This window comes from Shewanella gaetbuli, from assembly GCF_023284065.1.
In the GTDB taxonomy this organism is placed as follows: Bacteria; Pseudomonadota; Gammaproteobacteria; order Enterobacterales; family Shewanellaceae; genus Shewanella; species Shewanella gaetbuli.
In genome coordinates, this window is record NZ_JAKIKP010000006.1 from 34664 (window position 1) to 60606 (window position 25943).

Sequence of the window (25943 nt, forward strand, 5' to 3'; positions counted from 1 at the left end):
TATGCAGTTTAGGTCACCTTTGAGTGAGCTCCATCTTTATTGAATGTAATGATGAAGGCGGCGCCTTGCAAATGACTTGTCGCAATCTCGAAGGTTCCGTGATAACTATTCACTATTTCAACACAGACGGCTAAGCCTATTCCTTGCCCTGTGTATTGGGTATCAGCTCTTACGCCACGTTGGATAATCTTTTGTCGGTATTGTTCATCAACACCGGGTCCGTCATCTTCAATTTTTAAACACAAATTACCATTAGGGTGCTGTAGGGCGCTGATCTCAATTGTCGAGATACAGTATTTAGCCGCATTCTCCATCAAATTACCGCAAAGCTCCATTAAGTCGCCCTTACTGATTGGGAAGCTTATATCTTGAGCGCAATTGACAGTAAAAGTGATTGATTTACTTTGGTACAGCTTGGACAGCATTTGTACTAGCTGCTCAATAATGGGTTTTACTGGGGTGTATTGTTTCAATAAACCTTGCCTTCCCATCATCGCACGCTTTAATTGGTACTTTACCAAGTGATCCATATCTTCAATTTGCTTTAATATTTGCGCATCTTTGTCTTTGATTTGCATTGAAGGCTCATCCAGAATAGCGATACTGGCGGCTAAACGGGTTTTTAAACTATGAGCTAAGTCATTCATCGCATTTTGATATTGTTGTTGTCGCTGCTGATTTTGATCTAACAATTGATTCAAAGCGTCAGTGACTTCGGTCAATTCAACAGGGTAGTCTTTTGATAACGATTGTTGCTTTCCTTGTTTTAATTTAAGAATTTCTTGTTTCAGTTGGTTGAGTGGTAACAAGCTCCAATACGCTGTACTCATTAATAAAAATGTTGCTGCGCCTAAAACTAACGCTAGCCTGAAATACGTGAGCTGATTAAAGCGGTTAATCTCTTTTTGGAGTTCACTAGCATTGTGTAATATCAGCAGGTGGAAAGGTTTATTATCAATTTCAGTACTGAGCTTGAAAACGAGGTAGCTTTGTTGGTTTTCAAAGTCGATAAAGTAATTTTTAAAGTTATCCTTAATCTTACGGTATTTCTGACAAATATTATTTAAATCATGGTCTTTAGCTAAATTTGATTGCCATAAATCTTGGTAGTTATTATCACAAGTCGCCATGATATAGCTGGTTTCAATATTGTCGTTATCTTGTGCCTGAGTAATCGGCACGACATTGTTTTCCCTAAATTCTGCAGCGATAACAGGTAGTTCTGCAATATAATCAGCAGTGATTTTATTGTATCTATTTTGCTCATTTAATACGGTGACTAGCCATGCAAAACCGAACCCCACTAAAGCAATAATACTTAAAGAGGTCACAAACATGCGGGTAAGTAGCCGCTTTTTGGGCTTAAATATTACTGGCATGGCAAATTAAATTTATAACCTTGGCCACGAATGGTTAAAATCGCTTCTTCTATTCCACCGTGTGAGAGCTTTTTTCTTAAACGGCTCACCATCACTTCAATGGTATTCGGATCGCCTTCTTTGTCTGCATAAACCACATCCAGTAAACGCTGTTTGGCCACAACTTCGTTACAGTGACGCATTAAATATTCAAGGATTAAATATTCAAATGCGGTTATCTCCATGAGTTCATTATTTAATGTCACCTGTTTACTAGAGAGATCTAATGATAAAGCACCGCTATTAATAACCGGTTTGACAAACCCTGCGCTGCGCCTAACTAATGCGTCTAATCTGGCAACCAATTCTTCTTTTTGAAAGGGCTTAACTAAATAATCATCTGCGCCCGCATTGAGCCCTTCTACTTTATCTTGCCAGTTTATGCGAGCCGTTAAAATAAGAATAGGCGCGGTGACTTCCGCTTCTCGAATAGATTTTATTAAGCTAATACCGTCTTGATCAGGTAAACCAAGATCGACAATTGCAACATCGATAGGGTAATTACAAGCTTGGTAGAAGCCTTCTTTGGCGGTAGAGGCTATTTGAACTTGATTACCCATTTCTGTTAATTGAACTTCTAAATGATGAGATAAAATCGGATCATCTTCTATGACCAGAATCCGCATAGCAATTCTCCCAAATCAGGCGGTAATGCAAAAGATTATATCGTTTATAAGTTGAATAGAAGCTGTATCACTCATCAAAAACTATTGATTAAATTTAAAGCGATAGTCAATGCTACACCGATAAATATAATACCCACTAAACCATCAATAATGTGGCTAATACTTAACAGCTTTGATTGTATATTCGCTTTTGATAGAAATACCGCCAATAAACTAAACCAGGCTAGCGACAATATAAAGAGTAGAGTGGTTGCCACCGTTTTGGTGGCTAAATTGACCTCAGGAGTAATCAAAACAGTAAAAAGAGTGATAAAGAACACCAGCGCTTTAGGGTTAAGCAGATTGGTGAACAGGCCAACTTTGAACCCTTTAAATGTTGAAATAACGGCCGTCTGTGCGGGTGACGTATTTAACGGCTCTTTAGTGTTAACTGGCGCTAAAGACTCATTAATTGGTTTGTTTTTTACCTGTTTCAGTGCCGATTTTAACGCCTGAAACCCCATCCAAGCTAAATAAGAAATTCCGATACATTGCACAAAAGTATAGGCCAATTCTGATTGACGAATCATTAGGCTGATTCCAAGCAATGACAATAAAGTATGGATCAAAATCGCCACAGAAATCCCTAATGCACACGCGGTTGCAACCGGACGTTTCTGTTGGGTAGCCATTTTGATGATAATTGCAAAATCTGGCCCAGGGCTGATAAGCGCAATAATGTGAATAACTGCTAAACCACTGAGAAGGGTGAAGTCCATTTATCGTCCTTTTTGGAAGTCTATGTTGTTAATATCAATTGGGTTATAAAGCAAAAACCAAAAAGGCGCAATGAATGCGCCTTTTTAATTAACTAATTTAGTAAATAGTTATTTATTTTTGCTATTAAAGACTTGCTCTTCAAAACTAGTTGCTGCTTTACCCGCTTGCGAATCATTAAACACGTCTTCGTTGAACGCATTTTCTGATTTGGCAATTACAACGGTGGCAACAGTATCACCCGTCACGTTAACTGCGGTACGGATCATGTCTAATAATCTGTCGACACCAATAATGAGTGCAATACCTTCTACAGGTAACCCAACTTGGTTAAGTACCATTGCTAGCATAATTAACCCAACACCAGGAACACCTGCAGTACCAATTGATGCCAGTGTTGCGGTAATAACAACCATTGCGTAGTCGGTTAAACTTAGATCGATACCAAATACTTGGGCAATAAATACGGTCGCAACACCTTGCATAATTGCCGTACCGTCCATGTTAATGGTTGCACCTAAAGGTAGGGTGAACGAGGCAATTTTATTATCAACACCCATTCTATGTTCAGAGGTTTCAATCGTTACCGGTAAGGTTGCATTTGAACTAGCAGTACTAAAGGCAAATAATTGTACATCACGTATTTTGCGCAAGAACATGAATGGACTTAGCCCAGAAAATACTTTTAATAAAGTTGGGTAAACGATTAATGCTTGAATAAGCAATACCAATACCACTAACAAGAAGTACTTAACTACACTTCCAAACGTTTCTAATCCTAGGGTTAAACTCAGTTTAGCCATTAGAGCAAACACACCGTATGGTGCAAGTTGCATGACTAGGGTAACCACACGCATGATAACTTCATTTAAATCGTTGAAGAATCTTGCAACACGTTCACCACGCTCACCAATATGTGAAATTGCGAAGCCGAAAATAACCGCAAATAGGATAATTTGCAGCATATTACCTTGAGTCATCGCTTGAACAGGGTTGTCTGGCACAATGTTAATAATGACTTCAGATAAACTTGGGGCTTCTTTGACACTAAATTCCATCGTCGAGCTTGCTAAACTTGCACTTCCTGGATGAATTATCACCGCGAGTAAAATAGCAACTGATAATGCAATAGCGGTTGTGAATAAATAAAATGCGATGGTTTTACCACCGAGTCGGCCAAGTTTTGATGGGTCGCTTAACGAACTTGTACCGCAAACAAGAGAAACAAAGACTAAAGGCACAACCAGCATTTTTAAGCTGGAAATGAAGATCGCCCCAATAACATTAAACAATCCCTCAGTTAAATAATCTTTGACGAATAAGCTTTCTGGAAACAGGTTTCTGAGTAAGAGGCCGACTAAAATACCGGCACCCATACCGATTAAAATTTTACTCGTTAGTCCGAGTGTTTTGTTATTGCTCACGTTCTATCCTTCCAATTATTTTTATATGAAGCGTTTTTTATTTAATAAAGCCTAGCAGGAATGCAGCACAGATGAAATGGCATAAAAGTTAAAGTTTTTATGCAAATGTGCCGATTAAAGTGGTGGTGTTGTGGTGCAGTTATCGTATATTTGTGTATTATTAAAGAGTAGGTAGCTATTATTAAATATTATTATTATTTTAATGTAACAGGGAGCCTGACAATGAGGTCAGCAATTAAAGTCTATTTTGCGTTAATTTGTTCATTTTTGCTTTTTGCCTGTAGTGGCGGTGGTAGCATTAGTGATGGCGGCGATGGTGGCGACGGTGGTAATGGTGGAACACCAACGACGATTTCAATCGCTTTATCTATCAATAACACTCAAGTTTCTGTTGCTGAACCAGCAGAAATTACAGCAACCGTAACAGATTCTGACGGGAATCCCATCAGCACGTTAGTGACATTTGAACTTAACGATGCAAGCTATGGTACCTTTTCTCCGGGCACGGGGCAGGTCTCGACCGATCCTAATACCGGTATCGCAACAATTACCCTTAATACCGCTTCGGTAAACACTGGTGCATCGGTGACGGCGTCAATCTCATCAGGTGAAAGTGCGACTGTAAACCTTACTATGGTGGGAGATGGTGGTGAAGCGGGCGGTGGAGCTCAGGTTTCTCTGGTATTAACTGACGTTGACGGCAATGCCGCAGAAAGCATTAGTACGCTTTCTCCTGGTAAATTAACCGCAACGGTTACCGGTATCACTAAACCGACTATTGTCACCTTTGAAGCTGATATTGGTGATTTACCCATTAAAACCGCGGTAACCAATGCAGAAGGTAAAGCGGTTGTTGATATCTACGCAGGCAGTGCTTTAGGTGCTGGTGAAGTAAGAGCAACATTACCAACTAATGAAGTCGGCACCACCATTGTGGTGGTTGGCGCAACCAATGTGGTAATGGGCAGTGGAACCGGAACTGCTTTTGAAGCGGGTAAAGCTGAAGTTAGCACCACAGACTTATCTGCTGGCGGTACGGCAACGATTACTGTTCGCATTCAAGATGATTTAGGTAATCCATTTAATCAACCTGTTGATGTTAACTTCTCTTCAACTTGTGCAACTAAAAACCCTGCGCAAGCTGAGTTAAGCTCTCCTGTTTCTTCAAGTAATGGCGTAGCAACGTCAACCTACTTGGCACAAGGTTGTGTTGGTGAAGATCAAATTAATGTCACCGCCAATGCCGGTGGCATTAGTTTATCTGCTGTTGGGACGATTAATGTATTACAAGCTGATGTTGGCAGTATTTCATTTGTTTCTGCTGACCCTGAAAACATTGGTATTTTAGGTACAGGTGGAATTGAGTCATCTGTAGTTAAATTTAAAGTACTTGATAAAAATGGTAACCCTGTTAGTAATCAAGAAGTGTCATTTGCTTTAAATACACTTGTGGGCGGTGTAGCGATAACGCCAACACTGGCTACAACAAACAATCAAGGTATTGTGCAAACGGTTGTGACAACTGGGTCGGTGGCAACATCTTTAAGAGTGACTGCCACGGTCGAAAATGGCGCTGTTCCGGCTATTTCAAGTCAGTCTAAACAACTTATTGTGTCTACGGGTATTCCTGATCAAGACAGTTTCTCGCTTTCAGCAGAGTACGTTAATGCTGAAGGTTGGGACATTGATGGAACCGAAGTTAAGGTAACGGCGCGTTTAGCGGATGCATTTAACAACCCTGTACCAGATGGAACAACGGTTTCATTCACTACCGAAGGTGGCTCGATTGAAGATGCTTGTCAAACTGTTGCTGGTAAATGTTCAGTGACTTGGACGAGTCAACTACCTCGCCCGGAAGGGGAGTTACTTGTTGATGGAACAGGCGGCATGGTTCGTAATCCTGATTCATCTTTAAGTTATGATTCTGTTTTAGGTGTTTATGGCAACATTTATGGCCAAAAATATGGTGGACGTGCCACTATTACTGCTACCGCTATTGGTGAAGAGTCATTCCCTGATCTTAACGGTAATGGTCGTTTTGATGCTGAAGAATATACTGAATTTACTACCGGGGTAGATGTGACAGGCCAGTCATTTGATTTAGATGATGCCTTTAACGATTATAACGAAGATACGGTATTTAATCCGCAACAAACCGGTGGTCAAGACGGTGGTAAACTTGAAGAACTAGTTGACTTCAATTTCAATGGTACATTTGATACCAAAGATGGTAAGTATAATGGTGTGCTTTGTTCAACAGAAGCACATGATGGTTGTGCCGATGGTGTTAACGACTCTAAATCACTTTATGTTCGTCGCAGTTTAGTGATGGTGATGTCAGGCAGTACCGCTTACGCTACTCAACACAGTGATATCTTGATTAACGATAAAGATGGTCCACATTATGGTGGTAATATCACTATTGTGGGTAAAGGCGCTGCGTCTGTATTCTTTACGATTTCTGACTTGCATAATCAACAAATGCCAGCGGGTTCAATTGTACGATTCACCACGTCTGCCGGTTCTGTCGTCAGTAACAGTGAATATACATGGCCAAGCAGTAACTATAATGGCGGTCGTGATTTTGGTGTGACCTTAAAAGGTGAAGATGAGCCAAACTCTGGTGTTTTCATCGTGACAGTTGAAACACCAAACGGCACCACTACGGAAGTGGTATCAATTAATGTGATAATTGAATAACGTTTTTACCGCGGACAATTGAATCAAAAAAGGCTATCAAGTAATTGATAGCCTTTTTTATTTATTCATCATTAATGATTGGGGTGTGCTGATTAATCGAATTCAATACTACTTTTGGAACTGGTACACGCTGCCTAGTTTTAATATTTGAGTTAGCTCGTCTAATGCGGTGCGTGATTCAATAATCAATTGAGGGTCAGCCAAATCATTTACGGTTAACTGATCACGGTAATGTTTATCAACCCACAGGTTTAATCGAGTGAATAAAGCATCATTCATTAAGGTGTTTTGGTTAACTGCCGCAATTTCATTTTCATTCATTGCAACTCTTAAACGTAAACAAGCAGGGCCACCGCCGTTTTGCATACTTTGCTTCACATCAAAATATTTAACCTGTTTAATTGGCGTATTCAGGGTGAGCAACTCATTTAAATACGCAAATACTGCAGGGTTTTCTTGGCAATCAGTAGGCGCAATAATCGCCATTTCACCATTAGGTAAGGTAATTATTTGGGTATTAAATAAATAACTTTTAACAGCATCATTAATTGATACTTGATCTGTTGCTACCTTAATAAAGTGCACATCACCATTCATCTTTTGACGAATTTCTGCAAATTTAGCGTCAGTGTCTAAAAATGCTTGCTCATGGTAAAACAACACATTTTGATTTCCCACTGAGATTACGTCGTTATGGAAAACACCTTGATCAATCACATCTGGGTTTTGTTGCATAAACACGCAGCTTTCATCTTCTAGTTGGTGCAGCCTTGCAACCGCTTGAGATGCCTCTAGCGTTTGCCTAGCAGGAAACTTGGTCGGTTTAGGGGTGTTAGGGTTTGTTGCACTTTGGCCGTAGACAAATAGCTCTACACCCGCTTCACCATAGTCGTGGCATAAACGAGTATGATTGGCAGCACCTTCATCACCAAAGTAGCTATGCTCAGGTAAATGTGAGTGATGGTGAAAGTATCGCTCATTATTAAAGGTCGATTTAAGAATATTACCCGTGGTTAATGGCTCGATACTACGATGAAACTTATCGACTAAATTGGCTGGCGTAAAATGCACTTTGCCGTCTCTGGTGTCAGCTGACGGTGAGACTGTGGCGGCGTTAGCAGTCCACATGCTCGATGCACTACAACATGCGTTAAGTAACGCAGGAGCTTGTACAGCGGCTTTTTGTATTATTTCAGCGTCTGAGCCGCTAAAACCAATTCGTCTTAATGTATAGAGGTCTGGGCGCTCCTGTGGTGCTAATACACCTTGAACCATTCCTAAGTCAGCAAGTGCTTTGGCTTTTTGTAAGCCTTGTTTCGCAGCCGCTTTAGGGTTTGAAGCTTGCGCTGCATTAGAATATGACGCCACATTACCAAATGATAATCCTGCATAGTTGTGAGTTGGGCCAACTAATCCGTCAAAATTTGCTTCAAATTGCTTCATTTATAATCCCTTTATTGTTGTTCTATATTCTTTTAAATAAACAGTGATTCGACCATGTTAGGCATGGCTAAATTATTGCTAGTATACGTAAGCATTAGTCGTTAACAAAGTGGTTGATTTTTGAACTTTTTGGCTGTTTTGACTAAAAATGCAATAAACTCCTGTTGAAATCTGATTAAGTGAAATATTACTTTTAAAAAACGCATATTGTCTTTTAAAAAAGTTTGTAAGTTAATGTTTCAACATGAAAAATCAGACACTTAAAAATTGCTGGGGTCATCCAGTGACCATTTTTGTCCCGATTTTGGTATAAAGTGGCCATATGTACGTTGGATCATCTGTGTATTTTTATGCCCAACGTGTTGAGCAATTTTCCATTCAGATTCCCCAGCCATTAACATCCAACTTACGAACGAGTGACGTGTGACATATGGAGTCACAAAATCAATATTTAACTTTTTTAGTGCTCTCGCCCAAGCAATCCTCGGCATCGAATTGGTACTTAGAGAACGATGTTTTCCTGCTGTCTCAAAAATACGGTCTTTTTTGGCCAAGGGTAATTGTGCCTCGATAGCTTCAACTGCTAAACGGGGTAACAATATTCTACGTGCAGCACCTGTCTTTGGTGTCTGGGTCATGCCTGAGTTGAGTGTCAAAGTTCGCCTTATGGTGACGTAGGGCAGGTCAAGATCTCGTTTTTCTAAAGCAAGAGCTTCACCGTGCCTAGCGCCCGACCAGAAACAAAATTGTATAATGTTTCGGGCAAACCCCTCTGGTAATTCTGCAATTATCGCTGTGGCTTGCTCAATGGTCAACACTCGTACTTTTTCCTCGCTGGCCTCTGTGTTCTTCGCTGTCTGCTTAGTGGTAGGCAAGGGGCGTAACGTGATGAAAGGGTTTGACTCTAACAAGTGATGCTCAACGGCAATATCGGCAGAACGCTTCAACATAGCGATTAGCTTGTTTACTTCTGCATTACTCCTTGTCTTGTTTGTTCGGCCTCGGCTAAGGGACTTTGCATTTTTGATAGTTTTACGCAGTTCTAAAATGTCGGCCCTCTCTGCGTGTCGAATATCGAATTGACCTGCACAACGTTTTAGCAAGTCAATAGCGAACCCCCGTTGGCGTAGGGTGCTTCGTTTGACACCTCGGTTCTTTAGGTCTGCTAAATACCCGTCTAGCATTTGGGTCACTGTGTATCCCTGTTTGCGACATAAGGGGTCATTGGGGAAGTGCTTACCAATATCGAATGTACCTAGCATGATTTCATGTCGGATAGCGTTTAGCTTAATCTCGGCAACTTTAATATTGGATTTGGTGACTGCCATGTCTAGGACGCGCTTTACTTGATTCTTGAACCCCGCAGGTCTAAACGCAATACGTAATTTACCACGGTGTAAAGTGATCCCCTTTGGCAATTGAATGTCATCGTATTTGTTCATTTTTGGTACTCGTTACTTGTTACTTGTTAATCATTAAGCAAAAGAAAGCCCCGCTCAGTAGTAATTAGGTTTATTACTTGAGCGGGGCTTCGTCCTACTATCGCGGCAGAGGTGATCCAGAACCCCGCGCTCTTGGTTTAAGCTTCACTTTTTCAGGACTTCGCTTTCTCCCAAAGCCCGTGATAGTGCCAATAACTTTCTCTGTTATATCCATAACACCTCCATATATTATTAGTTGAGGTTATTTAATAAATATTAGTGTTACTGTTTAAGCCAGTTATTAAAATTCGCAACATGGAACAAAATTCGTCCGTCCCGTGCTTTGCGCCAGTGTTCTTCTTCGATTAATTGACCGCGATTGATTTTGTGCCGTAGCGCATTAACTGAGTAACCAGTTAATGCGGCAGCACGTTGAATTGTGATCCATTCCATCGTACTGCCCCCTATATTAAGCTTCGCTTACGTAAACTTCTTGGTTAGCTGCTATTGGAGCATCATTAAGAAACCCGTACTCCTCGGCCAAACACTCTAGCAACTCAAAGTCGCCTGCGGCTGCTGAGATTAACCCAACGAGCATTTTGTAGACCTCGTGCTCAAATTCATCTTCCATGAGTGAAAGTTCGCGGATTAGCACGTCAGCAAATTCCGCATTGATCGTTGGGCGGGGTCGGAATTTAAGGCTATCCCTTACATACCAACTAATTTTCCCAAGCTCTATGGTTTCGTCATCTTTTCTTCCTAACCGCCATAGGTACTTAAACGCACATCCTATGGAGTAGGGCATAAAGCGGTTAAACGTAATACACTCGACCAAACCAAAAGTGTAATGTTCAGGGTTTACTTGTCTTGCTACATCTCTATTTTTCTTTTGTGCGTTTAGCTGCGTATTAGAGTTCTTAGCAATTTTCATTTTTAATAATTCTCTCAATGCTTATGGGGAAGCCTCCTAGCTAACCCTGACTAATAAACTTTCTCCCCGTTGGTGGTTTGTAATAAATCCCTGTGATTAAGTGAATGTCTTTGACAGTCGTCAACGGTATACGCTTACCGCCTAAAGCTCTGTCTTCGACTAATTCCCAATCACCCCGTTTGTGTTCGATACTACATATCGTAGCTGGTGACTCATTGCAGAATGTGACAAAAACACTCGCCCCTGAAGTCACCGTAGCTTTAGGGTCTACAATAAAGTAGTCACCTTTGCGATATGGTAGTCCATCATAATCGTTCTCCACCAAGTAACACTCATTGGAGGCGACCACTGATGAAACAGCAATACGGTCATCACAAATACCGCCAGAAAGTGTATATTTAAGAGGCATGACAACAGTTCTATTTGGGATTTTGATTGCTGAAAGTTCAGCAACTTCTTCCCCTAAATTTTGGCCTGTCATTTGCCCGAACCGCAGTAAAAAGTCGGTGTTCAGAGGGATTGACCCCCTAATGTACTGACTAAATGCGCTTTGGTTCATGCCCATTTGCTTCGCAGCGTTCGTCTGATTTGTACCAGTTTCGCCCTTAAAGCTCGCCCATGCTTTTTGGACTCTGGATAACAAAAGTTCTTCGCTCCTAGACATTTTGTTGTAGCTCCATTGTATGTGTGTCAAAACTCCATTTAAAGATAACAGTGTTACTAATACAGGTCAATTAAAAAGTATCCATAACTAGCCATACTTTGCGTTTATAACCCACAAAAGTTGTTATCGGGCGATCTTTGTTTTGACACGGAAAAGATTCTAATCGCATAAATTTTAGAAATAAAGTGCGACAAGTCACTAAAATGTCATTACAAACAACGATATGCACCTGAATAACTCGTTAAAATTGTTACGCTATTTTTGTAAGTCTTTGAGTTTACTAGATCGGCTTGTTACAATCATTGCGAATCGCAAGACCCTTGAAATAATTGAAAAAAATTTAAAAGGCTGTTCGTTTGCTTGTTTTTTAACCGCTCATTAATTCCACAAAGATTTTTGCCATTTCACTGTATGTTAGTTTGTTACTGTGGTACTCCTCCGAGGTAAAACCTGTTTCCCATTTGTTAGGTTCGAGTATGATCCCCGTAACCTGCCTATCCACCTTTTCGGACTCTACACCGACCACAACACGCACAATTTCACTGTTATTTACTGTTTGTTTTAGCCAAACTAATTGCTGAGGTGATAGGTCGGGTATAACCCGTGTGCTTGCCCGTTTAGGTAGTGCTTTAATTAACTTGTACTCAACCCACATGGGTTTAGCGTCAGGGTTGTCTAATACTCGGTAGAACGCATCTGGCACACCGCCAGCGAAATTGTCATTAATCTTCCAGTGGTAGACGTTTGCGGGTAATCGTTGATGAATATTTGAGGTGTACTTAGATTCAATCATTGCGGTCTGTCCTATACGAAAAAAGGCCACCTAATAGGTGGCCTGTACTGCTTTCAGAGGATTAAGCGGCTTCGTCAACTCTTGCACTTGGGAAGAAAGACTCAAATGCGGCTGTTGCGGCATCATAGATTTCTTGTGGTGCGGCAATGTATTTCGCGCCATCTGTAATGTCCAACAGGTCAAAGTTGAAGTAGCTACCTTGAGTGTTGCTTTCGCCTTTAACACCCAACTGCCATACGCAACCGAATCGTGGATGACCTTTGGCTTCTGCTTCGGCAATCATAGAGTTCCAACGTTTTGAAACTTTGATTTTAGTCCCTGGCATGTCTAATAGTGCCACGCCTTTAGGTGCGCCTGTTTCTGGGTCAATGATAAGAACAAGGTGAGTGGGGTTCTCAGAAATATCAAAGTTCTTTTCATCTTCGCCAGCCTCTTGCAAGGCAACGCGAGCCTCTTGTTCAGTGTCAAAGGTGTCGTAGATTCCACCGCCAGCTTTACGCTTACGCCATACAACCACTTTCTTAGTGAAGTGTAAGTTCACCACAAAGATGCTGTTTGACAATTCTTCGGTGAGGTTATTGATGATCATGCCAGCCGTTGCACCCTCAACTTGCTTAGGATGCCCCATTTGTACCTCGTCAGAGATAGCTTGCAGTAACTTTAGGCGAGGAATAGCTAAGTCATCAGCAGAAACGTTCTCTGAACCTAGGCCAACCGCTCCTTGGCGCTCTGATAAATCACCAGCATAAGCAGTTAAGTTGGCATTAACGGTTGCGATTTCAGTTTTTGTATTTTTGCTCATTAGTTGTTACCTTTTAATGGTTCGATAGTTAGTAGTTAATGGTTAATGGTTATTGCGAATGCCAGCCAAGGCTGACTGTTGGATGAACCCACTTTGGGGCGAATCAAAGTGGGTTCGAGAGGTTTTTGAGTTCTAGACTGTAACAGTAAAGCTACTTAGTGAATATTAGTGTTACTACTAATATTTTGCAATAGAAAATTATTACGCTTTGCGAACACTAAGTTTTCTTATTGCAACAGACTCAATTCCCTCAATTTTGTCCCCAATCTGTAAAGATTCACGGTAGGCCGCAGCGTTCACCTTTCTTGGTAGAAGATAGAATGCTTTGTTGGACATTACATGTTCATAAACGGCATCCCAGTTCGATACATTGGGGACAACTTCCTCCTTACAGCTAACCGTGCCAATGTCAGCAAAGGATAGTTTTTCTCCAACCTCTAATAGTGATAGAAGTTGGTTCTCCAAGGCCGTTTTACGCGCTTTGAGCGATTTAAGCTCTCTAGCTTCGATTTCCGCTATTTTAGTGCGCACTTCAAACAACTCACGCATTAGCTCTTTGCGGTCAACTTGGGTTTCTTCGTACATTTCTAACTTTTCAGCAGCACTCATAGTTACGCAGCCTCTTTATCGTTTGCGAGTTCAACAACATTGTCGGTGTCTTCGTCCATGTTCTCCAAAAGGTAGCCACCATTCACAAAGCTGTGGAAATTACGAATAGCAGCGTCAAAGGCGACAATACGCTCTGTTGGCTTTTCGTTTAGCTTCGCTTCTAGGCGTTTACGTTCTTGGGTTAACTTCTGCATGGCAGCAATATCTGAAATGTCGAGTGCAGCTTGCAGTTCTTCCTTGTTCTCTGCATAGCGCACTCGAACTTCTGGCAAGTCCTTGCCAAATTCCGCTAAGTTCTTATGGGCAAGGCGTAAAGCTTTTACTACCTCGTTGAATTGCTCCATGTTGAATTGTGCAGCACTGATGTTGTTTAGTGGGTTAATGTGTTCCATAGTTTTACTCTCTCTTGATTAATGGTTAATGGTTTTTCAATGTATTCGATTTTAAGCAGCTTCTTGGGCATCGAATAAGCCCTTAAAGGTGTCAAGCAAGTCACCCATGCGGGTTTTCTTGGTCATTAACTTGGCATAAACATCGGTTTCCACTGTTTCCTCAGCAGTGATGTTTATGATTTCGGTCTTGCGTTTTTGGCCAGTACGAACGATACGATGATTGAATTGCTCGTATAGGTCGGCTCGATAGGTTGGGGATGCCCATATAACCCGATTAGCTTTGGTTAGAGTTAACCCGTGCCCAGCAGATTGAGGATGGGCAAATAACACGTTAATCAAACCTTTTTGGAATCGGTTAACAATGTCTGTTCGCTCTTTGGCTGAGACTTCACCATCAATGACAGCGTATGAAAGCCCTCGTTTCTTAGCGGCTGCAATGAGTCCATCACGTTGATGCGTCCAATTAAACGCCACTAGGCAGTGGTCGGTTTCTGATGCAAGGTCAATAACTAACTCATGGCGGTCTTTGTGAATGTCGTGCGCGTTACCACGTTCGTCATAGATAGCACCCGACACGGTTTGCAGTAACTTTTGGAATTTAGCCCCTGCATGGACAGCATTGATTAGTTGGCCTGATTGCAACATCATCATTGCATCATGGCGTAACGACTCATATTCTCTGCGCAGCTTAGGTGGGATAGCCACCAATATGTCGCGGAAAATAGTCTCTGGGAGTTCTTGCACATCTTGAAGTGACACACGGCTGCAAATGTCGGCCAAGGCCAGTGTGACCATCTGATTGGCCTCTGGCTTATCGTCCCATTTCATTGCATTTGGCACACCAAAGACAGGTGATGGGGTACAAACTTGTGAACGGAAGTCAAAGAAGTTGCGGCCTAGGCGTTGGCCTCTGTCTATGAGAAAGGCTAAGTGCCAAACGTCAGTGATTGACTTAGGGCTTGGTGTGCCTGTCATTAATGTCATTACGGGAATGGTCGCAGCCACTTTTTGAATGGCTTTACTTCGCTGGGTAGTGCGGTTTCGGAATGCGTCACCCTCGTCAACGATAAGCACATCAAAGTCTTTGGCATAGTCCATTTCGCTGATCAACTTTACAGTATCGTGATTGGTTATCACCCAATCATTGTCCTTGTCCTCGAATACCTTAATCTTTTTCGCTTTCGATACTGAGGCGACACCCACTTGCGCTTCAGGCCACCCAAGGTTTAAATCTTTCACCCAAGCACATTCAAGAATGGATAGGGGAGCGAGCACCAAGACTCTGGCTTTAGGCCAATGGGTTTTAACTGCATGGACGCAAGACAGGGTTTTACCTGTCCCGCAGCCATCGAAGTTTAATACCCGTTGTTTGTCGCCCCATAAAGAGGCGAATTTCTCTTGGTGTGCAAACGGCTTGAACACTTTAGCCAGCGAGGTCATAAGCGTCCTCCTCTGGTGTCGCACCAAACGCACCGTCATTATCACATTCTAATAATTCATCCCACATCGTCCCGCATTTATCACAATCAAAGCTGAACTCTGCATCCCCAGTACGTTCTATTTGACCACGCCAGTAACTTGTTGTTGGGGTATCACATTCTGGGCAAGGTCTTTCATGGCTAAATATCGGCATCATCTATCCCTCTGTAATGGTCGTACTCACAAACCCCAACACCGTAAGCAACACCTTTACGGTTCACGTTTGCCCCGTATGGGCAGTATTGGCATGAAAAGGCATTTGGGTTGGGCATGAAGTCTTTGCAGGTCGTCATCTTCATTGCACGGTTGTGGTACATGCGCAGAAGAATGACTAACTGGCGACGGTTGAATAACATTTGCATCTTTTCGCCTTGGTCTAAGTACCAAAACTCAACGTGGAACGTGTTGATGTCTGGGTATCGGTGCATGGCGTGTAGCGCATAACTTAGCCCTTGGTCTCGATGCTTCATTTCGTTTTTGAATTTGCGGCCTGTTTTGTAATCTATGATCTTGGCTGTGAGCGAATAGCGTTGACGTTCTTCAAGGTCGAGGCTGTCCCATTCAAGAACGTCATCACCTCTATGTAGGTAAAGCTTGTTATCTTCGCCAAAGACCACTTGGCCATCGTCATCTTTGTGCAACGGGGTAGCGACAATCTCAAACGCATCCAGCTTGGCTTTGCCCCATAGTTCAGGGTCGTTCTCCTCTGGCTTTTTGGGATTCCAATTGCAGGGCGACCAATCTTGGCGAATGCCCCAGTTTTCTTCCATGAGTAAACGATGCTCACGGAAAGACTGTCGTAACCGTTCAAATTCAGTGTTAAACACTTCAAATTTGGTTTTATTGTCGGCAGGTAAGTGTTCTCGATTGAAGCGTACCCATTCCTCACAACCGTCATGGATTAGTGAGCCACGAACTGCGGCTTCACCATCTTGTTGTGGGATTTTATCTACCCGTTGGAGTTTGATAGCCCATTGGCAATTCTCGAACGTTTTTAGTGCTGAGAAAGACCAGTTATCGACTGGGCCAAGTTCCATATCCTCGCCAATTTCTACCTCTTGCTTGTTTGGCAAAGTGGGTAGCTTTGGGGGAAGTTTGGCCTCTGCACTATTGGCTGCCTTTAAAGTGGCGGCAAAGGCCGTAGTCGATTTGGCCTCGACTCCTTTAACCTCTGCCTTCTGGATAGCACCGCCTTTGGCTGTGTCATCCTTTTCCTTTGCGGCTTGGAGTTGACTAGCAAAATTCATAGATTAACCTCTTTCTAACGCTGCTTTGGCTTCTGCTTTTATGCGTTCTTCAGCCATAGCAATTTCGTCAGCTTGTTGGGGCTGACCGAATGGTGAAACATTGGTGGGGAGTGGTGCATTTGCTCTGCGGATTAGCTCGAGCACTTCTTTGTCATCGTAAGTCCAGTAGACTTCAATACAGCGTGGTCGAGTATGTAGTGGCTTCATCGAACCCACTGGTCGCTCATGGCGTTTAACTTTCAGTTCAGTGGTCGGCATCATGCGTCCAAAGGCGTTGTCACTGACCTCTTTACTTGCCAAGTAGCTGTAGACCATGCGTAGGTCATCCTTGAGTATGTAGCAGGGTTCACCTGTGTTGACGTACTCCAAACAGGCGGTAACAAAAGTTTTTACCCGGTTAAGTGCGAGTAATTCTTTGGCTTCTAACCCTGCGGCTGGCTTATCCAAGATGCCGATGAACGCACCAAAGTCGCCACGTTTGATGTGGTCGAAGAAACGCTCTGCGGCTGACATACCAGCAGCTTGCATTTCGTGTTTGGCCTCGTTATCCAAGATGGTGCTGACCATCTGTTTATTCACATTGAATGCTTTGAGGAAACGAGCGAAGCGGGGGAGTTCTGGCTCTAGGGCGGCAATGAAACCGTCCCAATCTTGGGCAATTGCGGGTATGCGCATTTTCAGCATTCGACTTTGGCGAACGGCAATGTTGTAGCGTCTTTTATCGCTGGTTTGCATTGCGTCAAAATCGTTAGTACCAAAGATGAAATTCAGTCTTTGTCGCGCTCTGCGTTGCATTTGCTGCATACGCCTTACCATGAACATTGGCTCAGTGATAAGGTTACGTAACAAGGCTGCGGCTCTGCGGTTACCGACTGATGCGCCTTTCATGTTGAACTCGTCAACCATGAGTACCATTGCATCTTCCATCCATCCGTTGAATTGGTCATCTGCAATCCCTTGTAGGGTGTTCTGTACTGCGTAGTCAGTACCGAACAGCTTGGATAGGACTTGATGGAAGAATAAACCTTTACCTGTTCCCTCCTCACCGTGGACTAGCCATGCTGTGCCAGCTTTGTCTTTGGTTTGGAATATGAACGCTAGCCAATTAACAAAGTGCTCGAAACACTCAAAATCGTCACCTAGCATGTGCAAAATGACTTCTGAAATGATTGGACATTCCACAGTCAGTAGCCAACCGCTCCCGTAGCGTAGTGTGTCTGAGTAGGGGTGTTCCTCTTTGGCTGCCATGTACTTTGTTGGCTTGAATCGGTTCACGTACTCTTTGTCACCGATGCGAAATTGAACTTCTTCGCGTTGCGGCTCCATCACTACGTATTTAGGGGGAACAGGGTCTGGAACAACCACACCGTAATAAGATAGCCATTCCTCAGCGACCTTAGCGTTCTGGCGTGGGTTTAGCTCAACAATCTCATTGTTCTCAATATCCACTTCCAGCGTGGTATAGGAATCTGTGGTTTGGTCAATGAACACTGAGCGTTGGATTTTACGTGTTACACCTGCCTCAGCATCGACCACTTTCTCAAAACCACCACCAAACTGCTCTACGTGTCTGGCGTAGGCTTCGGCATCGGCCTCTTTGAATAAGAATGGTGGCTCGTCTGGGATAAAGCTGTGTACGATTTCTGGGTTGCTTTTGAATACCCAGTAGGCGTTATTTGACCCCGCGCCTATGTTGTATCGGACAAATTCGTTGTCCTCATAGGCCAATGACATACGAGCTTCGGGCGGGTTGATAGCCACACTTTGCTCACGGCCATTGATACGCATCCGTTGGAACTTAACCTTGCGCGCTGGAATCCCTGCGGCTTGTTGGAGTTCACGCAACAAGCTGTCTCGTCTGCCAGCCACAATGTCCATTTTTGAATCAAGCTCAGTTAACTCGTCACCAAGGTTGAATAGGGGTTTATCTTTTTCAACGGCTACGAAACGCTGAGAATCATCATTGAATGGGTTTTTCAGTCTTGGCCCAAAAAGAGGCGGGGCGATATAAACCACTCGCGCAGGTTCAGCTAGACAGGGGTCAACAACTGAACTTATCCGCATTTTTGAAGCCGTTAACCCTAAGCACTCATAAATATCTTGTTGGGTATAATTAAGCGAGGTTGTCCAATCTTTGATAAGTCTAAAGTCATAAGGCTTATCTAATAGAAAGTGGATATGAACGCTTAACGATTTTTCTTTCAAGCCAAAGCTGCTGCTTGCTACGGCTACGTAAGAAACGTTGTGTAGTGCTTGGGGCAGCATTGCGATAACCCGCTCTGCCTCGGCCTTAACATGGGTCGCGGTTGCGTTTTGACGTAAGCCGTCCTCCACTTTAAGGCCATCAATATCTAATACTAAAAACTCGGTTTTTGCGCTTTTGTCTGTTTTGTCTCTGCGCGATTCATTAACTAAGTCTTTAGTGAATACACCACGATATAGCGCACGTCCGTGCATTGCGTGTTTTGCTAACAAATCCCTGTAAGCTTTGACACCTAAGTTTGCATCAAATTCTTCGGTGTAAGAGGTTACTTTTGCAGCCAGTGGGTAAGACCTAGTGCCACCATCAGAAAGACCCAGTTCCTTTCGGAGTGGGCCAACTTTATGGTGAGCAGCTATAAACTGTAACTTCATGCTCGCCTCACATATTTCTCATAGTCGGAACTACAATCAAGGTCACAAAACAACTGTCCCTCATTGGTCAGCGGGGCTTCGCAGTAGTAGCAAAGCCCCTTTGGGTTCAGCCTTTCGTTCTTATTGATGTGCCGTGCCCTCTGTATTTGAGAGCGGAGGATTAAACTTTCTTTCTCAACACTGGAATCAATAAAATCAGGCATAGTTAACATTCACCCTTATTTAGTAGTAATTAGTTATAAAAATATAACAGTATTACTACTATAATTCATCATAAAAACGCAATGCAACAGGTAAGAAAGGGATTCCATCAGGTGTTAAGTTGAAGAATTTCACTGTTAATTTTCGACCAATATAACGCTCAATGTCTTGTGCTATCTGGTCTTTTTCTTCCATCGTGCCATGTGCAGTCACATCAAATGTCTTCCCATTTTCTGTTGTGCATTGGAACACGGGGACTTGGTATTCACGTTCAGGTCGAATGTAGGGCTTGCCAAGGGCGTAACCTGTAATCGTAAACTCCGCGTCCTGAAAGTCTTTAACTTTAAGTAGCGAAGATGAACGTTTACCGTCCTCATAACCCGCATCACCCCAGCGAACCATTGTGCCCTCATAACCGTCATTGATATTGGTCTGGTGGAGATGGTTAAGCTGCTCTTGGTTATGTAGGACGTACCCATAGACTAGGGTAATGGCCTTGGTGTTTGCCCCAGCAAAAATATTAGTTAGCAACCCGTCACGCTCTGCATAGGGAATGTTGCGCAGCACTATGTCATAAACGTGATAACGTAATTTGGCGGTGTCTGGCTGTAAGCGTTTAGCCCATGATGAAATGGTCTGTAATGCTGTGCCGTGGTGATATAACTCACCATCTAGGGTTTGCCCATCCCAGCGCCCAGATTCGTATAGCTCGGCTAACTCTGCGGCAATATGGGGAATATTCATTGGTTTACCTTTGCGACTGTACAGCACCACTTCTTGCTGCTCGTTTACTGTCGCTAACATGCGGTGACCATCCAGCTTCGGTTGGGCGATAATAGGGAATGCCCAGCTTTTTACCTTTTCGATTGGTTTTGCCAGCATTGGCATGGCAAGCCCTAAGCTGTTACTGACTTGACTGCCCTCAGCAGGGATTTCTTCTACGTAACCTTTATCAAGCTGTTTAGATACTTTGCTCTTGGCCTCGCTTAGAGCTTGTTCAATAGGGCTGGTTTCATTGGCACGGCCAATGTTTTTGCCTTTGGTGATGTTAGTGACTGTTTCTACTGGTTTACCACCAATCACCTTGGTAGATAGACGTTTAAGGGTTGCTGTTCCATCATCATTGGCAGCAACTTGGATCAACCAATCCCCAACCTTGCCATTTGAGTGAACTTTGAATAATCGTTTTTCATATGCAATTGCAGCAGACATAATGCTTTCTCTCTTTATTAGTTGTTATACAGTTCGGCCTAAACAGCGAACCACTTTTAGGCCGTGTTCGTGGGCGTATTCGAGTGCGCTTCCAAGTGAGGGGAAGTACAACTCGTTGCCGTTATCCATTAGGTAAATCATGCAGCGACAGCGAATAATGGTTGGTTAAGGGTTTTGGCTACCTTACGTTCCCGTTCAACAATCACGGCTGCTCGGTTCGGCTCACTTGCCCCTTTAATATCAGCATGGGTTGACCAGTAGGTTAGGGCATTGAACAGTGCCCAAAGGTTGCGGCCTATTTCGCCACGTTCGTCCGTCCAGAAGTTAATCAGGTCTTGACGCATCGACTCTGATTTACACTCGCCATGCTTATCAAAGCCAACGTGTTGTTCAATGAGGTCAATGGCCTGTTTTTCTGTGATGCTTGTTTGTGCCCAGATGCGCCAACGTTCTCCCTCTTTCTCGAAGTTGTTAAGCGCGGCTGCGATTTGAATACCTACTCGTGGTATGTCTAGCACTGAGGTATGGCGTTTACTGGTCTTGGTTAGGTGCTCCCCAACAACCATTCCGTTTGCACAGACTATGCGGTAACCGCCAACTAATACTTGCAGGTTGCATGAGCCGTCATAGCTATTCAGTACGTTGATGCGTAGGTTGGTTACGTCGCCTGTACCTATGTTGATTTTGTGCTCCGGGAAAATGTATGAGCGCACTGTTCGTCCACCTGCGTAGGCGGTTTGATCACGTATTATCAACCCGTTGGTATCGAGGGTTGGGCAGCGTTCAATGATTTGATTGATGCCGTTATAAATACTTTCATTCGTGGTTAGCTTGTAGGTCTTACCGTGTACAGCTAACACAGTGTTGGTGTCTCTGCGCACAATGGCGGTTTGGCCTCTGTCACTCAGCCCTGTTAACTGAGCCAGTGGCACTTGTTCAACGGGAAAGAAAATGTCATCCGAAAGGGCGGTGACATTGCGATTGTGTAAGGTGCGAACATTACGCGCACTGTTTAATTGAACTACTGTCATGTTGGCTTTCTCCTAGATATTCATAGGTGGCAACAACACGGTTACCAAGCAAAAGTTGTGCTTTATCTGGGCTTGGGAATCGGAAGTTGGCGGCTTTCTCAAAGTACAGCCATGAACCTTGGCTCTGCTCATTTTCAGGCTCAAACTGCACTGCGTTACTTTGTACATGCTGAACAGCACGTTCTATGGTTCTTGTTGGTTTGAACTCACCAAAAGCTGGGTAGTAGGTGGTTCTCCAACGAGAGCCAAGTGTCATAGCGGCCTTGAGCGACCGCATGGATTTCAAAATAGGTTGCATTAATGTCTCCTTTCTTTGGGGTCACAGGTGGGGCACTCATGCAGGTCAACAGCCAAGCGTCCCATGCCAGGTACTTCGGAAACGCATTGCTTGTTAGACAGCACAAGTTGACCGCCACACTTGAGGCATTTAGCTCCATTAGTGTCCTCAACATCACCTGCGCCCATGACAGGGGTTTCATTGGCATACAGGATGTGGCGGTGCTTTTCTGGCTCAACAAAATTGGCTACGTGTTTAGCAGCCTCGGTAAAGTTAGCGAATACATGTGGTTCGCCTGAGTCGTTGTTCAGTATCATGGGTTCATCATCACCGTGCTCGTCCCAGTAAAACACGACAGTGGGTTGGTTCTTCGCGTAATTGTTGCTCATGCGGCTGCTCTCTTTGATTTGAATTTGGTCTTAATTTTGTGCTGCCTGCAGTAATCTAAAATCTCCGTCTTGGCGATATTGGATTCTGTGGCGTTTGGCAGACTATTTCGGGCATCACACCATACAATTTCCCCGTCAGTGCCGAGGAATCCTTGGCGGGTAATGCCTCGGTCGGCATGGAAAAACTCAACTACGGGCGAGTTTGGGACAGCTTCGTAGTCATTGTCAGGTGTCATAAAGTGGTTAATGAAACGAATGGTGTTCTTGGATTTCGGGTCTGAGTAAAACGGCAATGTGCCTGTCTTTCTCACTTCGCTGCGTATATCACGTAGCTCTTTATCAGAGGCTTTACGGCCACGTTCACTGATTTCCAAATCCGCTTTGAGTTTGGCAATACGGGCTTTCTGCTCTTTGTTGACTCGTTCTAAGCGTTTCGGGTCAAGGGCGCGTAGCTCTCGCACCTCGGCACGTAATTGTTTCAGTTCGGCATCATCTTTTTGTTTTGTGGTGATGGCTGTGTTGATCACAACATCCTGCTTACTCAACAAGGACTCTTGTTTCTCAAGAGCTTGGCCTTGTTCTTTGACTACGCTTTCTAATGAGTCAATGGTGTCGCAGGCTGCGTTGAACTCAACGGCATCTTGGTTGTGTAGGTTAATTAACGCTTGGATTAATTCATCAAAATTCATATTCATACTAATAACCTTTTATTAGTGTTACTGCTATCTATAGGCGAGCTTTTAGAGTGGTTCACGCCATTGCACCCACGTAATAATTAAGATTAACGGGAAGTTATTTCGAGTATTCCTTAGCCCAGCCGCCTTCGTTAGCTAGGGGAATACCTACTGCCCAGCGAGGGGGCGTTGACATGATTTCTTCAATGCTTGCATGGGCATCATCAGCAATGGATTCGCGTACTGCAGATAACACTTCATCGTGAACACTACCCATTACCCAACCTTGCTCGGTGCGTTGGAGCATTTCCTCAATACGCACTTTCTGGTCAAGGAGAATGTCACGGGCGGTCGCTTGAACAATGTTCTCAACAATTAGCCCGAACCACATATTCTTTGGTACTGGCTTACCCCAACGGTTACGTTTCGAGGAATCGAAAAGCACACGAGTTGATAAGCCTCTTGCGTCCTCTTTCACCTCATAACGGGCGTTTGGATAATGTAGGATTCGACCACTAGGTAATGTGATTTTGTCCTTTTCAGCCTTGAATAAGTTGTTCGCGCCAAAGTACACCTCACCACCATTAATTAGGGTAGGGATGACCACGCTCTGTACGTAGTGCCACATAGCAACGATGGCAGGGTGCTTAGACTCGTAGCTGTTCTTAACCTTTTTCGCAAAGGCATCGTCAACGAACATCGGCTCCATGCCAAGTGGCCCAGATGCTAAGTATTCTTGGAAACCAAACCAACCCATGCCGAAACCTAGGCCAAGTGATGCAGCCTTACCCATTTGGCGCTCATCAGGGTTCTCTTTTTTGTTAATTGGCTTGTTGAAGATGCTCGCAGCCATGCTTGAATACAAGTCAAAGTCAGGATTGCAGGCAAATTCTTCGAGTAAGTCAGTCTGTCCACTGAACCATAAGTTCACACGTAACTCGATGTTGGATAGGTCACACACGCTAATAACATGGATTGGTGGTGCTTCCATCGACAAACGGTGCTTACCACCACGGGTGTTATTCTGTTGGTTAAGCTTCTGTCCACCTGACCATCGACCCGTTTGGTCTGCCCCGTAGTAATTCAAAAAGAATGGCATACAGGCATCGGGGAAACCTGCTGTGCGGAACTTGTCGGCAACGTCCAACATGCGCTGGGCGCGAGATAGGGCAATGGTACTTTTGATTAAGCGTCTGGCCTTGTAAACCTTTTCATGCTGTGAGTGTTCAATCATCATCTTGACGTATTTAGGGTCATCTTTACCCAACGCAGGGGTTAGCTGTGCTGTAGTGGGTGAGATTTTCATAGGTACTTTAATACCCAGCATCGTTAATACGGTGGCGTACTGCTCGTTACTTGAAAAGGATTTAGCATCAAGGTTATTCGCTTTCTCGCCAATGACACCTTTAAGGTATTCAATGGCCTCAACAACGGCTTCACTCTTGTTAACCGTTTCATCTTCGACGACTTCATTGAGCAAGTCATCATTAATACAGAACTGAGGCTCAACGTGACCACGCACGGTGATATGGATAGCAAACAATTCATTGTGTAAGCATTGAGAACCCATTAACTCTTGTACACGCTGGACGTAAATAGCGAACAGTCTGCGCATCAAGTTGGTGTCCTGTTTACAGTATTTCGCTAGGTTCTCGTGCTGCTCTGCGGTGATGTACTCATAAGGCACACCATCAACACTTACCAATTCTTCACCACCTTTATGCAGTGACTCGTCATCTGGCCACTGTTCAAGGGCACAGGTCTTTAGCGAGGATGAAGCGGTCGGTTTGAGTAAGGTGCGTAGGGCTTTGGTGTCAAAGTAAGCATCAAAACGTAACCCTAAATGCCAGAACGACACCGCACCATCGAACGGGGTGTTGTGAGCACAAATACCAATTCGTTCACCGGCTGTTTGCCGCGCTCGAATATCATCAACCCACGCTGACACATCATCGGGCTTGTGCATGTAGCGGATTTCGCCCATATCTTCGGCTACACCTAAGCCTGTGACATGAAAACGTGGGTCAAAGATATACTCTGCATAGGTCATCTTGGTTAATGACATGGCTTTACCTGAAGCATTCTTACGTGTCTGGTAAAAGGTTTCAAAGTCGAGGAATAAGATGACGTCTAGCTTGAAAGTACGCTTTACTTGCTCAATGACAGCTTGATATTGAGTAATGTCCATAATGTTCCCTTATGCTGATTTCAACAAGGCATCGAGCGACTCACACTGGGCAGGCTCGACCATATCTTTTGGCATGTAATAAATGGCATCTGGATAGCGTTTCAAAATGGCGCTAAGTGATGGCATTTTCTGCAGCTCGAAGTACAAACGTTCCTGCTTGTCCTCTATCTCTACATAGATAGCTTTGAATGCCGCAACTTTCTCAGCAACTACGCTGGCTAGTGGGGAGATCCCATCCAGCAACGTTAGCTCTGACACATCAACCTTGCCCTTGGCTGCGTCATAAGGCGCACCTGCCATGACATACAGAACGGTGTCCTCTGGCACATCAAGGGTTATCTCACCATCTTGGAATGTCAGTGACTTGGCTCGGTGAATGAGGTTGTGAAAGTAATCTGCATCAGGGTTAAGCGACTCTGCCCCCGATGCACGGTTAAGCGCATTGATTAAGTCTGCCGTGGCTGCGCGCAAGTCTTCTTTCGCTTGGTTAAGTGGCTCGGCCATTGCTGCGTGTGAGAATCCAACGGCAATAGCGGCTGCTACGGCTGCGGAGTAACGCATTCCTTTTTTAAGTTTCAATGGCACTTGATAATTGACTGTCGGTTTCATATCAAATTTCCCATATTAGGTTT

Annotated in this window: 25 protein-coding genes; 1 reads left to right on the forward strand and 24 read right to left on the reverse strand. The window is 43.8% G+C overall.

From position 1 onward, the window contains the following. Nucleotides 1-8: 8 nt before the first annotated feature. From L2672_RS09540 to L2672_RS09555, 4 genes are all read right to left on the reverse strand, one after another. A complete protein-coding gene (locus L2672_RS09540) occupies nt 9-1379 on the reverse strand; it encodes an ATP-binding protein (protein WP_248995621.1) in 1371 nt (456 codons plus the stop codon). Beyond that, on the reverse strand, nt 1370-2044 hold the full coding sequence (locus tag L2672_RS09545; protein WP_248995622.1) for a response regulator: 675 nt from the start codon (nt 2042-2044) through the stop codon (nt 1370-1372). Before L2672_RS09545 ends, L2672_RS09540 begins: the two co-directional genes overlap by 10 nt. Before the next feature lie 74 nt (nt 2045-2118). Beyond that, nucleotides 2119-2802 carry a LysE family translocator gene (locus L2672_RS09550; protein ID WP_248995623.1) on the reverse strand — a complete coding sequence of 228 codons (684 nt, stop codon included), beginning with the start codon at nt 2800-2802 and terminating at the stop codon, nt 2119-2121. Between the two features lie 108 nt (nt 2803-2910). Next, the gene (locus tag L2672_RS09555; RefSeq protein ID WP_338055589.1) at nt 2911-4224 is read right to left on the reverse strand and encodes a dicarboxylate/amino acid:cation symporter; all 1314 of its coding nucleotides are present in this window, start codon (nt 4222-4224) and stop codon (nt 2911-2913) included. Nucleotides 4225-4446: 222 nt separating this feature from the next. Here L2672_RS09555 and L2672_RS09560 point away from each other — a divergent pair, with 222 nt between their 5' ends. After that, nucleotides 4447-6924: an Ig-like domain-containing protein gene (locus L2672_RS09560; RefSeq protein ID WP_248995624.1), complete on the forward strand. Its 2478-nt coding sequence runs from the start codon at nt 4447-4449 to the stop codon at nt 6922-6924. A 108-nt stretch (nt 6925-7032) separates the two neighbouring features. On the opposite strand, the gene astB is transcribed toward L2672_RS09560, so the two are convergent. The 20 genes from astB to L2672_RS09660 all read right to left on the reverse strand — a co-directional run bounded on the left by astB (nt 7033) and on the right by L2672_RS09660 (nt 25920). After that, the gene (astB, locus tag L2672_RS09565) at nt 7033-8367 is read right to left on the reverse strand and encodes an N-succinylarginine dihydrolase (protein WP_248995625.1); all 1335 of its coding nucleotides are present in this window, start codon (nt 8365-8367) and stop codon (nt 7033-7035) included. Nucleotides 8368-8627: 260 nt separating this feature from the next. Beyond that, nucleotides 8628-9809, reverse strand: coding sequence for an Arm DNA-binding domain-containing protein (locus L2672_RS09570; protein ID WP_248995626.1), 1182 nt, complete (start codon nt 9807-9809; stop codon nt 8628-8630). Between the two features lie 261 nt (nt 9810-10070). Then, complete coding sequence (locus L2672_RS09575) at nt 10071-10241, reverse strand: hypothetical protein (protein WP_248995627.1); 171 nt, start codon at nt 10239-10241, stop codon at nt 10071-10073. Nucleotides 10242-10257: 16 nt separating this feature from the next. Next, nucleotides 10258-10719, reverse strand: coding sequence for a DUF3310 domain-containing protein (locus L2672_RS09580; protein ID WP_248995628.1), 462 nt, complete (start codon nt 10717-10719; stop codon nt 10258-10260). A gap of 40 nt (nt 10720-10759) precedes the next feature. After that, on the reverse strand, nt 10760-11383 hold the full coding sequence (locus L2672_RS09585) for a hypothetical protein (RefSeq protein WP_248995629.1): 624 nt from the start codon (nt 11381-11383) through the stop codon (nt 10760-10762). Between the two features lie 367 nt (nt 11384-11750). Continuing rightward, nucleotides 11751-12176 carry a hypothetical protein gene (locus L2672_RS09590; RefSeq protein WP_248995630.1) on the reverse strand — a complete coding sequence of 142 codons (426 nt, stop codon included), beginning with the start codon at nt 12174-12176 and terminating at the stop codon, nt 11751-11753. Between the two features lie 61 nt (nt 12177-12237). After that, nucleotides 12238-12978, reverse strand: a complete 741-nt coding sequence (locus L2672_RS09595; protein ID WP_248995631.1) for a hypothetical protein — start codon at nt 12976-12978, stop codon at nt 12238-12240. Nucleotides 12979-13179: 201 nt separating this feature from the next. Then, the gene (locus L2672_RS09600) at nt 13180-13587 is read right to left on the reverse strand and encodes a hypothetical protein (protein WP_248995632.1); all 408 of its coding nucleotides are present in this window, start codon (nt 13585-13587) and stop codon (nt 13180-13182) included. 2 nt (nt 13588-13589) lie between these two features. Beyond that, nucleotides 13590-13979, reverse strand: coding sequence for a hypothetical protein (locus L2672_RS09605; protein WP_248995633.1), 390 nt, complete (start codon nt 13977-13979; stop codon nt 13590-13592). 51 nt (nt 13980-14030) lie between these two features. Further along, nucleotides 14031-15419, reverse strand: a complete 1389-nt coding sequence (locus L2672_RS09610; RefSeq protein WP_248995634.1) for an SNF2-related protein — start codon at nt 15417-15419, stop codon at nt 14031-14033. Next, on the reverse strand, nt 15403-15615 hold the full coding sequence (locus tag L2672_RS09615) for a hypothetical protein (RefSeq protein ID WP_248995635.1): 213 nt from the start codon (nt 15613-15615) through the stop codon (nt 15403-15405). The genes L2672_RS09610 and L2672_RS09615 overlap by 17 nt, the downstream gene beginning before the upstream one ends. After that, nucleotides 15599-16705, reverse strand: a complete 1107-nt coding sequence (locus L2672_RS09620) for a PD-(D/E)XK nuclease family protein (RefSeq protein WP_248995636.1) — start codon at nt 16703-16705, stop codon at nt 15599-15601. The genes L2672_RS09615 and L2672_RS09620 overlap by 17 nt, the downstream gene beginning before the upstream one ends. A 3-nt stretch (nt 16706-16708) precedes the next feature. Continuing rightward, on the reverse strand, nt 16709-19339 hold the full coding sequence (locus L2672_RS09625; RefSeq protein WP_248995637.1) for a primase-helicase family protein: 2631 nt from the start codon (nt 19337-19339) through the stop codon (nt 16709-16711). Nucleotides 19340-19600: 261 nt separating this feature from the next. Further along, nucleotides 19601-20752 carry an ATP-dependent DNA ligase gene (locus L2672_RS09630; protein WP_248995638.1) on the reverse strand — a complete coding sequence of 384 codons (1152 nt, stop codon included), beginning with the start codon at nt 20750-20752 and terminating at the stop codon, nt 19601-19603. A gap of 137 nt (nt 20753-20889) precedes the next feature. Next, nucleotides 20890-21783 carry a DUF932 domain-containing protein gene (locus L2672_RS09635; RefSeq protein ID WP_248995639.1) on the reverse strand — a complete coding sequence of 298 codons (894 nt, stop codon included), beginning with the start codon at nt 21781-21783 and terminating at the stop codon, nt 20890-20892. After that, nucleotides 21752-22081, reverse strand: a complete 330-nt coding sequence (locus L2672_RS09640) for a hypothetical protein (RefSeq protein ID WP_248995640.1) — start codon at nt 22079-22081, stop codon at nt 21752-21754. Before L2672_RS09640 ends, L2672_RS09635 begins: the two co-directional genes overlap by 32 nt. Beyond that, entirely contained in the window at nt 22081-22377 is a 297-nt protein-coding gene (locus L2672_RS09645) for a hypothetical protein (RefSeq protein WP_248995641.1), read from the reverse strand. The genes L2672_RS09640 and L2672_RS09645 overlap by 1 nt, the downstream gene beginning before the upstream one ends. A gap of 68 nt (nt 22378-22445) precedes the next feature. After that, a complete protein-coding gene (locus L2672_RS09650) occupies nt 22446-23144 on the reverse strand; it encodes a coiled-coil domain-containing protein (RefSeq protein ID WP_248995642.1) in 699 nt (232 codons plus the stop codon). 97 nt (nt 23145-23241) lie between these two features. Beyond that, nucleotides 23242-25311: a DNA polymerase gene (locus L2672_RS09655; protein WP_248995643.1), complete on the reverse strand. Its 2070-nt coding sequence runs from the start codon at nt 25309-25311 to the stop codon at nt 23242-23244. Nucleotides 25312-25320: 9 nt separating this feature from the next. Further along, on the reverse strand, nt 25321-25920 hold the full coding sequence (locus tag L2672_RS09660; protein ID WP_248995644.1) for a hypothetical protein: 600 nt from the start codon (nt 25918-25920) through the stop codon (nt 25321-25323). Nucleotides 25921-25943: the final 23 nt, after the last annotated feature.